Origin of the sequence: Dyadobacter chenwenxiniae (genome assembly GCF_022869785.1) — a bacterium.
Classification (GTDB): domain Bacteria; phylum Bacteroidota; class Bacteroidia; order Cytophagales; family Spirosomataceae; genus Dyadobacter; species Dyadobacter chenwenxiniae.
This window is the reverse complement of the sequence record NZ_CP094997.1, coordinates 1,831,689-1,843,745: the sequence shown is the minus strand read 5'-3', so window position 1 is coordinate 1,843,745 and position 12,057 is coordinate 1,831,689. Positions and strand designations below refer to the sequence as shown.

Below are 12,057 nucleotides of genomic sequence, written 5' to 3'. Positions count from 1 at the left end.
CATTTTATTCGCTTTTTAAACATTGCAAAGGGTTTACATTCGCGGCTTTTATTGCCTGGGAACCCACTGTAAGCCAAGCAATAAGCAGCGCAACGATCCCCGCGAGCGCAAAATACCACAATTTCAGATCAATGCTGAATGCAAAAGTCTCGAGCCAGCTGCTAGCCATATAATAACTCACTGGAAGTGCGATAGCGATTCCTATGGCGACGGACTTGGTAAAATCGCCGGATAACAAATAAACAATGCTGAATACGCCGGAACCCAGCACTTTACGAATTCCAATCTCTTTGAGCCGCCGTTCCGCTGTGAACGCGGCAAGGCCGAATAGTCCAAGACAAGAGATCAGGATGGCGAGTATGGCAAAGTATCTTGATAAAACCGAAACGCGTTGTTCTGAGACATATTGGCGTCTGTATTCTTCGTCTAAAAATCGGTATTCCATCGTAAACCCAGGGTTCAGTTTCGTGTGCAGCTGCGTGAGTTGCGCAATAACTTCCTGCTCTTTCCCAGCCTTGACCTTCGCCATGAAAGTATAGGTGGATTGCGGGCTTAACCGGATGAAAACAGGTTTGAGCTTTTCGTGCAGGGATTCGTAATGGAAATCTTTGACAACGCCGATGATCTGCATTTCTTCGCCCCAAAGCTTTACCGTTTTGCCAATCGGATCTTTCATTCCCATGAATTTAATGGCTGTTTCGTTGAAGATAATCTTTGAACTGTCGGCGCCAAAAGACTTTTCAAACGTCCGGCCTTCCACCATTTGCATGCGCAGGGTCTCCATCATGTCGTAGTTGACGCTAATGTTCTCAAATTCAGTCCTGTTTTCGGAATCTTTACCAGCCCATTCAACGCCCGAAGTGCCGGAATTGTGCCCAGTCAAATCGTGACCCATCGTAGAAGCGCTTTCGATTCCCGGGATCTTCTTCATTTCAGAAACAAACAATTCGGCATTCTTCGCATCTTCCAGCTTGCCGTCCTGTTCAAAGTAAAGAATGTTGTCTTTGTTATAGCCCAGATTTTGCGACTGGACAAATTCAATTTGTTTGTAAACCACCAGCACCGAGACGATGAGGATCACCGACAATGCAAACTGAAAAATGACAAGGCCTTTCCTGACCACTATTTCGCCGAAAGAAGTCATCAGCTTACCTTTCAAAACCGCAACGGGATTGAATCCGGACAAATAAAGCGCGGGATAACTTCCCGAAACAAGACCTGTAAAGAGGGTTATTGCCAAGAGTGACAAGATGACATCCGGACCTAGATTAAGATTGAGTTTTTTATCGGTGATCTCATTAAACTGCGGCAATGCAATCCAGACAATCAACAGCGCGGCAGTTAGTGCAAGCATCGTCATAAACACAGATTCGAGATAATACTGGAAGATCAGTGCTTTTCTGCTCGCTCCAATCGCCTTTTTTACGCCTACTTCCTTTAATCTGCCGGATGCTTTTGCTGTCGACAAGTTCATGAAATTGATGCACGCAATGCCCAGTATAAAAATGGCGATGATCGAGAACAACCGTACATACTCAATGCGGCCGCCTGCACGCACACCACCGTCGTAGCGCCCATACAGGTAACACTCGGAGTAGGGCGTAAGGAAAACGGTGCGGTGCTTGTTATCGCCATTGCTTTTGGTCTTTACAAAATCAATGATCTTAGCATTGAATGCTGCCACGTTGGTGCCTTTTTTAAGCAGGACAAATGTCTGCGGATCGGTGTTAAACCAGTTTGCATTCTCGCCCCGAAAGTCAAGATAAACCTCAAAAGACGTCAGGAAATCAAACTGTTCAGATGACTGCTCCGGCACATCTTTAAAAATGCCGGAGATCGTATATTGCTTTTCGTGCCGCAATTCTATGGCTTTTCCAATGAGGTTTTCGGTCGTATGGAACAGTTTCCTCGCCAGATTTTCAGAAATAACGATGGCGTTTTTGTCGGCCAGCACCTGGTCTTCGGACCCCTCGATCAGTTCGTAAGAAAAAAGTTTGAAGAAGGGTTCGCTCACATATTTGCCCTTCGCCTTGATATCAATGTCTTTGACAGACAATGTGGTTTCAATGTTCTTTGAGGAAATTGCATATTCCACCTCGGGCATTTCAGCGGCCAGCGATCTGGCCATGGGCGCGGATGTAGTAGGCGAAGTGATGGTCCCGTGAGCCTGTATGCGATTTTCCAAAACCTGGAAAAGTTGCGCATCATTTGCATGGAATTTATCGATTTTCAGCTCGTCCGAAACCCATAAGAATATCAGCAGCGTACACGCCAATCCAGCGGATAACCCCGCCAGATTGATGAAGAAAGTGCTTTTGAACCGTTTGAAACTGCGGTAAATGACCAGAAAGTTGTGTCTTAACATGGTATGAAAGATTATTCGGAGCGAAGTGATTTGACCGGGTTCATTAAAGCAGCCTTAACGGACTGAAACGAAACTGTAAGCAGCGCTATCGCCACTGAGAGCAGGCTTACCAGCGCCAATGCCCACCACGAAATGTCAATCTTGTATTCGAAATCTTCCAACCAGCGGCTCATCATCCACCAGGAAACAGGCAATGCTATAATGATCGCCACCACGACGAGTCTGAGAAAATCCTTCGAAAGCAACGCGACAATGCCTGCCACAGATGCACCCAAAACCTTGCGCACGCCGATCTCCTTGGTTCTTTGCTCGGCAGTGAAAATGGCAAGTCCAAATAAACCCATACAGGCAACAAAAATGGTCAGACCGGCGAATAGGCCTAAAATTTGTCCGGTTCTCTGTTCTGTTTTATAGGTTTCATTGAAACGCTCGTCCAGGAAGGAATAAGTGAAAGGTTGGTCGGGTTTGAAGCTGTCCCATTGGTTCTGCATTTTAGCGAGCAGGCCGGAAACCTCTTTGTTTTTCGTCTTAATGATCATCCATCCGTACCCCTGGTTCAATGTCATTACAAGCGGGGAGATTTTATCGCGCAAAGATTTGAAATGAAAATCCTTCACAATTCCTATTACGCGATAGTCGGCGCCTTTGCCCTCATTGTTGCGGCGGGAAACGATCTTGCCCAGCGCATCATTCTGCCAGCCGAGTGCTTTGGCGGCAGTTTCGTTCAGGATAATCGCAGTTGAATCCATTCCGTAATCTTTCGAAAAATTCCGTCCCTGAACTATTTGCATGCCCAAAGTTTCCAGGTAATTGTAATCCACTTCATAACGAAGTGTTTTCAAAAGCTGCGAAGAATGACCCTCCGGCGAAATCATGTAATTGTTATTATCCGATGGTCCCGCAGGCACATAACCGGACAGGCTAATATTGCTGACCCGTGAATCACGTAACAATTCGTCCCTGAAAACAGGCAGATTTTTACCCAGCGCCCAGGCCGGAACAACCAGAACCTGATCCTTGTCATAACCCAGTTTTTTGCTTTGGATAAATTTCAATTGCTGGTAAACCACCGTGGCGCCGACCATTAAAGTGATTGAAACAAAGAATTGAAAAACCACTAATCCGCTTCTCAGACCTATATTTTTTCCGGAAGAATTAAGCTTAACCACTGCGCTTCCACCTTTCAACACGGAGATCGGCTTAAAAGAAGAAAGGAAAAATGCAGGATAACTGCCCGCAAAGACACCAACGAAAAGCCCAAAAAACAGCAATGCAGGAACCAGAGCCGGAAGCGCTTTCAGACTAAATCCAAGACTTTTGCCGGAAAGACTATTCAACAACGGTAAACCGGCGAGGCAAATGATGGTACCCAAAATCAGCGCGATGCCCGTAAGTAAAATGGATTCCATCAAAAATTGGGCAACTAGCTCAATCTTTTCAGATCCCATCACTTTTCTTACACCTACCTCCCGTGCACGTTTGGACGAGCCTGCGGTGGATAAATTCATAAAATTGATGCATGCAATAAGCAGCATAATGACCGCGATGGCACCGAAAATATATACGTATTTGATATCGCCCGTTGTGCCCAGGTCAAATTGATAATTTGAATGCAGGTGGATTTCGGTCAATGGTTGCAGATATAGACCCAGGTTGTTGCCTTTTTTACGAAACTCGGCCATTGTCATACCAAGTGCCTGTTTAAGCTGCGGGCCCATGTATTTATCAACCGTCTGCGGAAGCTTGGCGTTAAGCTTTTTGTAATCATATCCTTCGGGCAAAACAAGGTAGGTGTAGAACTCCGAAATCATCCAGGAAGTGGATTTGGCATCTTCAAGCGACGACATGGATGCAAGCATATCAAATTGGATGTGCGAATGCGCCGGCATTTCTTCCATCACGCCCGTTACGGCGTAAGGAGTTTTCCAGTCTTTGAAAGTCAGTACTTTGCCGATCGCGTCCTGTTTTCCGTAATATTTTTCGGCAAGCCTTCTGGAAATCACAACTGTATTGGGTTGAAGAAGCGCCGTTTTTGCATTGCCTTCAATCAGAGGGAATGTGAAAACCTGTAGGAAATTGGAGTCCACAAAGGCCAGTTGGTCGTCCGTGTACAATTTCTGATTGAGCAACACCAGCGGCGCGCCGCCTCTTCTTAGCCGTGTGGCTTCCAAAACCTCGGGATAATCCGCTTTAAGCGCGGCTGCGGTAGGTGGCATGACATGCGCTTCGTTCATTTCTCCACCCTGCATAATTCCTTTGAACACCACGCGCACGATCCGGTCGCTTTTTTCATGAAAGCGATCGAAACTTAGTTCGTCCAGCACATAAAGACTGATCAGCATGCAGGACGCCAGTCCGATGGCAAGCCCGGTTATGTTGATGGCAGAGAAGGCGCGGTTACGGACAAGGTTGCGCCAGGCAATTTTGAAATAGTTTTTTAACATACGGCAGGAGAATTAGAGCGAGTTGTATTTTATTTTTATGGCTAACAGATCGGTACATTGTATAACATAGTTCTTTGTATAAAATATATGCCAAACGCCGTAAATGCTTGTAATAAGGCGCTTATGGGCGTCTCAATTTTCAAAACCGTCCGCATTCGGACACTTTTCGTACGGAAACGATCAATTGTAAGGCTTAGCTGCGCCGGGGCTTTGGAGGTTCGGAGGAGCGTGGTTACATTTGATATATAACAAATCGGCCATGACGGAACTGGAAAGTTATCTGCAATCTTATTTTAAGTTTGAACAAAGCGATCTGACGACCGTTGCTTCGTTTTTTAAGCCCGAATTTGTTAAAAAAGGAGACTACTATCTCAAAACCGGGAAAAGTTGCGATAAACTAAGCTTTCTCCAGTCGGGTTTGCTGCGGGTTTATGTAAACCTGGAAGACAGGGAAGTTACCCAATGGATTTCTTCAAAAGGCTATTTCATCACCGACCTTTCCAGCTTCATTTTCAGCAAACCTTCCCGCTGGAACATCCAGGCACTTACCGACACTACGTTATACACCATTGATAAGGCCGATTATGATCGGATAGGGGACTTCGTTCCTAAATGGCACCAGACCGAAAAGTTGTTCATTGCGCATTGTTTCGTCATGCTCGAAGATCGCGTGTTCTCATTCCTGTCCATGACCGCCGAGCAGCGTTACAATGTGCTTTTCGAAAACAGTCGTGAAATTTTCAATCAGGTGCCGCTGCAATATATCGCCTCCATGCTGGGTATGACGCCCGAAACCATCAGCCGTATCCGCCGCAAACAGCTGATTTGATTTCTTGATATAGGTCAAGTGGCGTTGATGAAGGCGATGATACTTTTGTAAAGTCATTAATCAACCAGCCATTTGTATGTTTCTAGGTCATTATGGATTAGCATTAGGAGTAAAGAAGGCAGCTCCCCAAATTTCGCTTTTAACATTGTTCGTGGCCGTCGAATTTGTCGATATTCTCTGGCCGTTTCTCCTGTTGTTCAATGTTGAGCAGGTGAAGGTTACGCCAGGCATTACCGTTGTCACACCCTTTGATTTTGTGCATTATCCATATACGCACAGTTTACTTATGGGCATTGTTTGGGGCTTGCTCGCTGCGGTTGTGTATTGGTTTTTCAAAAAAGATGCCAAAAGCGCGGTAATCGTAGGACTAGCAGTGCTAAGCCACTGGTTTTTGGATCTAGTCGTGCACATTGCTGATTTGCCGCTGACACCATTCACGAACGTCAAAGTAGGAATGGGCTTATGGAATTCGCTTGAAGGGACCGTAATCCTTGAATTGATCATTTTCGCAATCGGGGCTTATCTCTATTATAAGAATACAAAAGCGATCGGTAATAAGGGAAAATGGGGATTTTGGCTGCTCATCGCATTTTTCTTGCTCATCGACTCCTATAATATGTTCGGTCCACCGCCAGAAAATTCCATCCCAATGTTATTTGTTTCCTTCGCCGTGTTGCAGTTAATTGTGCTTTCTCTGGCGCATTTTGTAGATAAGAACCGGGCTTCCTTGTAACCTGGGAGCAACGTCTCACTGGCCGTTACATCCCTCCGGGATTCCCCGTTTCGCATATATTCGTTGCTACCAATATTGCATGCCTCCGGCATTTTTCGAGCCGCGTCTGTTTGTTTTTCGCTACCAATATTACATGCCTCCTGCATTGCTTTGAAATCGCGGAGCGATGTAATATTGGTAGCAAAAAAATGAATGTGCAGAAAGCTGAATGCCGGAGGCATGTAACGACCAGCAATCCGCAGCCCGCTATTTCGCTTTGAAAACGTATTCCTTTCCGGCTTCAGTTGGAAAATCAAATGCTAGTCTTCCGGCTTTTACCACGGCTGCGCCTGCTGGCAATGGTTGGGTGCTTTTGTAAAATGGGTTTGCATTGTTTCCTTTTGCTGCTTTCAACGCCACTTTCGAAGCAGGTTTCACAGCGCCGGCAACGCCGATCCGACAGTTGCCACCAAGTTTCGAACGTACGATCAATTGGGTGATCTTACCATTAGCCCAGGCTATGTCGAGTTCGAAGCCGCCTCTGGCTTTCATTCCCTTCACTTCGCCGCTTGTCCAGTTGTCGGGAATGGCTGGGAGGACATTAATAAGGCCATCGTGGCTTTGGAGCAACATTTCCGTGATTCCGGATGTGCCACCGAAATTGCCGTCGATTTGAAACGGTGGGTGTGCGTCGAGCAGGTTTGGATAAGTCCCGCCGCCGTTTGCATAGTTAGTGCCTTCGACGCCGGTTAATTTCAATTGCTCCCGGATCAGTTTGTAGGCATGATTTCCATCCAACAATCTTGCCCAAACATTGATTTTCCAACCCTTACTCCAGCCGGTTCCGCCGTCGCCGCGCAGTTCCATTGTCCTTCTTGAAGCTTCTGCGAATTCGGGAGTGAATATCGGGGAGATTTGGCGGCCCGGGAACAGTCCGAACAAATGTGAAATGTGCCTGTGCTCGGGCTCCACGTCCTCCCAGTCTTTATACCATTCCTGCAAGTTGCCTTTCTTACCGATCTGCATTGGGAACAATCTGCTGCGTTTTTCGATGAGCATTTGTCTGAATTCCGCATCGGTTCCCAGGTTTTCGGACGCTTCGATGAGGTTCGTAAAGAGGTCCCAGATAATGGCCATATCCATCGTAGTAGCCACAGAAACCGAACCTTTGAAGCCTTTTTCAGTCAGGAAAATGTTTTCAGGTGTCGTGGACGGCGCGGTTACCAGCTTGCCGTTTTTGTCTTCAATAAGCCAATCCAGACAGAATTCTGCGGCTGATTTCATTAATGGATAAGCGGTTTTAGATAAATATTCTTTATCACCGCTGAACTGGTAATGTTCCCACAAATGCTGGCATAACCACGCGCCGCCGACGGGCCAGTTAGCCCAGGACGGGCTTCCGCTCACCGGATTGGTCGTTGCCCAGATGTCGGAATTGTGATGGAGCGTCCAACCCTTTGCGCCATAGAAATTTTTGGCCGTTTCCTTGCCGGTTATGGCAATGTTGCCGATCAGGTCTATGAGTGGTGCGTGCAACTCGGAAAGGTTTGCCGTTTCCACCATCCAGTAATTCATTTGTGTATTAATGTTGGTCGTAAAATTGCTGCTCCACGGCGGGCGAACCTCACGGTTCCAGATGCCCTGTAAATTAGCAGGAATGCCGCCTGGGCGGGAGCTGGATATCAACAGATAGCGGCCAAACTGAAAATACAATGATTCCAAACCGGCATCTTTCGCGCCCTCGGCATACGCTTTCAGACGTTCGTCCATAGGCAGTTCCGTTTTTGGATTACCATTTATAACCAGGCTTACACGATTGAAAAACTTTTGATAATCAGCGATATGGTCGCTTTTCAACGCATCATAGCCTTTGCCTTGTGCGGCCGTCAAGGATTTCTCTGCGATTTGAGATTCGTCTTTTCCTTCTTTGTCGGGGCATTTATCAAAACCATTGAAGCTGGTCGCCGCTGATAAAATCAAGACAACTTCTGTTGCCCCTGTAATGTGCAATCCCTGCGCATCTGCAACCGTTTTACCATCCGATTCCTTCACTTTCATGCGCAACTCAAACCGCATCCCCCGACATTTAGAAGGGTCATTATAAATTACAGGCTGTTCCATGGTCTGCATGTAGCTGGGGTCCGTGTGTGCAGGAGCCTGTCCTTTCATTGCCACCTGATCCTGTGCAATCACTACATTATTATAGTATAGCGGGCTTTGTGTGGCTGCCGTAAAATTCAGCGCGCCTTTTTTACTTGCTTTCAATTTCACGATCATGACCTGATCCGGTGCCGAAATGAAAATTTCACGGCTGTAATCCACACCGGCCACTGTAAAAGTGGTGGAGGACAATGCATTGGAAATGTCCAGGTCGCGCCTGTAGGCGGTTGGCTGACCTCCAAATTCCTGCTTAATGATCAGATCGCCAAGCGGTTCGTACGATTCGGTGAAAATGCCTTGCAACTTTTGCGTAAGTTCTTCCGCGAGCTTATAGTCTTCGTTGGCGAGCGCAGTCCTGATTTGCGGAAGATAATTTTTCGCATTGGGATTGGGGTTTGTATTCACCGGGCCGCCAGACCAAAGCGTTTCTTCGTTCAGTTGGATAATTTCCTCATCGACCCGTCCAAAAACCATGGCCCCGATGCGGCCATTCCCGATGGGCAATGCTTCATTCCAGTTTTTGGCAGGTTGTTTATACCAGAATTTAAGATCGGGTTGGGCAATGGCAACGCTGCACGCATTAAAGAACATGAATGTACAAATGAAAAAGCTGAGCGCTTTTCTTGCACCGGAAAGTCGTACTTGGGTTAATCTCATAAATGGTTGTAAAATTATTTTAAAGGGACAGGTAAACAAGGTTATATCATTTGCATTCTACTATTTCTATTTGAATTTCGTAACTTCGTGCTATGGCAAATTCAGAAACACTCGAAGAATTTTATCAGCATAAGTTTAATTGGCTGCCTGATAATCTGCAACGGGACATGGGGCATTTCAATGTTTTTCGTTTGGAAGATTGTATGGGACCGAATTCGGCGCCTATTCAATACAGCCGCAAGGATTTTTACAAAATTACCCTTATCCGTGGAAAGAACATTTACCATTACGCGGATAAAAGTCTCGAAACCGACGGTCCTACATTGATTTTCTTCAATCCGCAGGTCCCGTACACATGGGAAGGCGGTCCCGACAGCATTTCCGGGTTCTTTTGCATATTCACCGAAGGCTTTTTTTCAGGGAGGATCCGTGACGGGCTGGGTGATTTGCCGATGTTTGCACCGGGTGGAAAACCTGCTTACCTACTCAATAAAGCGCAGGAGGCACATGTGCAGGGGATTTTTGAAAAAATGCTGGAAGAGATCAATTCCGATTATCAATATAAATATGACCTGCTGCGTAATTACGTAACAGAAACGGTGCATTATGCAATGAAAATGCAGCCATCGGAATCGCTATATCAGCATCCGAATGCCAATTCCAGGATTACAGCGGTCTTTACAGAGTTGCTTGAAAGGCAATTTCCTATTGAGTCACCTTCGCAGCGCTTCACATTCAGATCGGCCCATGATTTTGCTCAGCAATTATCGGTTCACGTTAACCATTTAAACCGTGCAATCCGCGAAACGACGGGTAAAACAACTACAACGCACATTGCTGAGCGCATAGCCAGTGAGGCGATTGCACTTTTGAAGCACACCAACTGGAACATTTCAGAGATCAGTTACAGTTTGGGATTCGAGGAACCAGCGCATTTCAATAACTTTTTCAAAAAGCAGACGAGTCAAACACCCACTTCTTTTCGGATTGTTTGAATTTTGCAATCATCTGTTTGAACAGCGCAATGTCCGGTTTTATCCGGTAACCTAATTTTGTTTCATCAAATTAAAACAAACAAAAAAATGGAAACTGATAAAATTTGGTTCGTAACAGGTGCTTCAAAAGGATTGGGGCTGACATTGGTTCAAAAGCTGCTTGCCAATGGCATTAAGGTGGCAGCCACTTCCAGAAATCTGGAAGATCTGCAAAAAGCGGTTAATCACGACAGCCCGCAATTTTTGCCCCTGGCAACCAATCTGAAAAGCGAGGAAAGCGTGCAGGAAGCAATTGAAAAAACCGTCGCACATTTTGGCCGCATTGATGTGGTTGTAAACAATGCGGGATATGGTTTATTAGGAAGCGTCGAAGAGCTCACAGACAGTGAAGTACGTGATAACTTTGAAATCAACGTTTTCGGCGTTTTTACTGTGATTCGCAAAGCAATGCCATATCTGCGTGCACAACGCTCCGGTCACATTCTCAACATTTCCTCTATTGGCGGCTTCATGGGTGGTTTTCCGGGATTCGGAGCTTACTGTGCTACAAAATTTGCGGTGAATGGATTGTCTGAGTCCTTAGCTGAGGAAGTTAGATCATTTGGTGTGCATGTTACGGTTGTAGAGCCTGGTTATTTCAGGACCAACTTCCTGACCGATTCATCGATAGGGCTTCCAAAAGTTCAGATTGAAGATTACAAAGAAGTGCGTGACTCTCAAAACGCGCATCAAAATGAAATCAACGGAAAGCAGCCAGGCGATCCGGAAAAGGCAGCTGACGCCATGATCCGCATCGTGTCTGAAGCCAACCCGCCAATGAACCTCTTCCTGGGCAGCGACGCCTTCGCCATTGCAAACGGCAAAATTGACGCCCTGCAAAAAGAGCTGGCAACGTGGAAAGACCTGACGGTTTCAACTGACTTTGAAGTGGAGAGCGTTTAGGATATATTTGAAGAGCGCCTGCTGAGCAGTCACTTCCTTGTCATGCTCAGCATGACAAGTGAATTGGCGCTCAGCATGACATGTGAATTGGCGCTCAGCATGACATGTGAATTGGCGCTCAGCAAAACATGTGAATGGGCGATTGGCAAAACATGTGAATGGGCGATTGGCAAGACAAGTTTGCAACACTTCTTACTCTTTTGAGACATGATAGATATTCCAGAAAGCAACAAGATAAGAGCCATCGTTACCGGGGTGACTGGCATGGTGGGCGAGGGGGTTTTGTATGAATGTTTGCAGAGTAACAATGTAGAGGCGGTTTTGATCATTAACAGGAAGCCTTCGGGCATCGTGCATCCGAAATTGAAGGAGATCGTTCATGGCGATTTTTTCAATTTGAAGCCAATTGAAGATCAGTTGACGGGTTATAATGCCTGTTATTTCTGTCTGGGCATTTCTTCGGTGGGTGTGAAGGAGCCTGAGTATACCGGAACCACTTACACATTAACGTTACATGTAGCAGAAACTTTGGTAAATCGTAACCCGGAAATGACTTTTTGCTACGTGTCGGGAGCCGGCACCGATAGCACGGAAAATGGCGGTTCGATGTGGGCGCGCGTGAAAGGGAAAACTGAAAATGATTTGATGAAGTTACCATTCCGGCAAGTTTTCGCATTTCGCCCGGGCTACATGCATCCCACGCCGGGTTTGAAAAACACATTGTCATTTGTGAAATATTTGTCCTGGATGTATCCTTTCTTCAAAAGATTCTTCCCAAATGCGGTCTCGACACTCGCACAGGTCGGTCAGGCCATGATCAAGGTGACGCAGTTTGGTTACGACAAAAAGGTCCTGGAAGTGAAAGACATTAAAATCGTGGCGGACCGGCAGTATGTCTGAAAACAGGCGCGGTTTCAAACCGGCGAAGATATTTTGTTATCCCTGGTTTGATT

At 46.2% G+C, this 12,057-nt stretch carries 8 protein-coding genes; 5 read left to right on the top strand and 3 right to left on the bottom strand.

Annotation, left to right across the window (positions count from 1 at the left end; all coding sequences use genetic code 11):
• Window positions 1-4 precede the first annotated feature (4 nt).
• Both MUK70_RS07590 and MUK70_RS07585 read right to left on the bottom strand, forming a co-directional pair.
• Entirely contained in the window at window positions 5-2,365 is a 2,361-nt protein-coding gene (locus MUK70_RS07590; RefSeq protein ID WP_234656034.1) for an ABC transporter permease, read from the bottom strand.
• An 11-nt stretch (window positions 2,366-2,376) separates the two neighbouring features.
• The gene (locus MUK70_RS07585) at window positions 2,377-4,809 is read right to left on the bottom strand and encodes an ABC transporter permease (RefSeq protein WP_234656035.1); all 2,433 of its coding nucleotides are present in this window, start codon (window positions 4,807-4,809) and stop codon (window positions 2,377-2,379) included.
• Window positions 4,810-5,068: 259 nt separating this feature from the next.
• Here MUK70_RS07585 and MUK70_RS07580 point away from each other — a divergent pair, with 259 nt between their 5' ends.
• Together MUK70_RS07580 and MUK70_RS07575 are read left to right on the top strand one after the other, a co-directional pair.
• A complete protein-coding gene (locus MUK70_RS07580) occupies window positions 5,069-5,638 on the top strand; it encodes a Crp/Fnr family transcriptional regulator (protein ID WP_234656036.1) in 570 nt (189 codons plus the stop codon).
• 76 nt (window positions 5,639-5,714) lie between these two features.
• On the top strand, window positions 5,715-6,371 hold the full coding sequence (locus MUK70_RS07575) for a metal-dependent hydrolase (protein ID WP_234656037.1): 657 nt from the start codon (window positions 5,715-5,717) through the stop codon (window positions 6,369-6,371).
• 246 nt (window positions 6,372-6,617) lie between these two features.
• Here the strand turns inward: MUK70_RS07575 and MUK70_RS07570 are convergent, their stop codons facing one another.
• Complete coding sequence (locus MUK70_RS07570) at window positions 6,618-9,167, bottom strand: glycoside hydrolase family 95 protein (RefSeq protein ID WP_234656038.1); 2,550 nt, start codon at window positions 9,165-9,167, stop codon at window positions 6,618-6,620.
• 92 nt (window positions 9,168-9,259) lie between these two features.
• Between MUK70_RS07570 and MUK70_RS07565 the strand changes: the two genes are divergently transcribed.
• From MUK70_RS07565 to MUK70_RS07555, 3 genes are all read left to right on the top strand, one after another.
• The gene (locus MUK70_RS07565) at window positions 9,260-10,162 is read left to right on the top strand and encodes a helix-turn-helix domain-containing protein (RefSeq protein ID WP_234656039.1); all 903 of its coding nucleotides are present in this window, start codon (window positions 9,260-9,262) and stop codon (window positions 10,160-10,162) included.
• Window positions 10,163-10,249: 87 nt separating this feature from the next.
• Window positions 10,250-11,104, top strand: coding sequence for an oxidoreductase (locus tag MUK70_RS07560; protein ID WP_234656040.1), 855 nt, complete (start codon window positions 10,250-10,252; stop codon window positions 11,102-11,104).
• A 207-nt stretch (window positions 11,105-11,311) separates the two neighbouring features.
• Window positions 11,312-12,004 (top strand): NAD-dependent epimerase/dehydratase family protein, encoded by a 693-nt coding sequence (locus tag MUK70_RS07555; protein WP_234656041.1) that lies wholly within the window; start codon window positions 11,312-11,314, stop codon window positions 12,002-12,004.
• Window positions 12,005-12,057: the final 53 nt, after the last annotated feature.

What these genes read in the sequence shown, in the direction of transcription:
- MUK70_RS07590 (WP_234656034.1), bottom strand. Translation starts at nt 2,365, where the DNA reads ATGTTAAGACACAACTTTCTGGTCATTTACCGCAGTTTCAAACGGTTC.
- MUK70_RS07585 (WP_234656035.1), bottom strand. Translation starts at nt 4,809, where the DNA reads ATGTTAAAAAACTATTTCAAAATTGCCTGGCGCAACCTTGTCCGTAAC.
- MUK70_RS07580 (WP_234656036.1), top strand. Translation starts at nt 5,069, where the DNA reads ATGACGGAACTGGAAAGTTATCTGCAATCTTATTTTAAGTTTGAACAA.
- MUK70_RS07575 (WP_234656037.1), top strand. Translation starts at nt 5,715, where the DNA reads ATGTTTCTAGGTCATTATGGATTAGCATTAGGAGTAAAGAAGGCAGCT.
- MUK70_RS07570 (WP_234656038.1), bottom strand. Translation starts at nt 9,167, where the DNA reads ATGAGATTAACCCAAGTACGACTTTCCGGTGCAAGAAAAGCGCTCAGC.
- MUK70_RS07565 (WP_234656039.1), top strand. Translation starts at nt 9,260, where the DNA reads ATGGCAAATTCAGAAACACTCGAAGAATTTTATCAGCATAAGTTTAAT.
- MUK70_RS07560 (WP_234656040.1), top strand. Translation starts at nt 10,250, where the DNA reads ATGGAAACTGATAAAATTTGGTTCGTAACAGGTGCTTCAAAAGGATTG.
- MUK70_RS07555 (WP_234656041.1), top strand. Translation starts at nt 11,312, where the DNA reads ATGATAGATATTCCAGAAAGCAACAAGATAAGAGCCATCGTTACCGGG.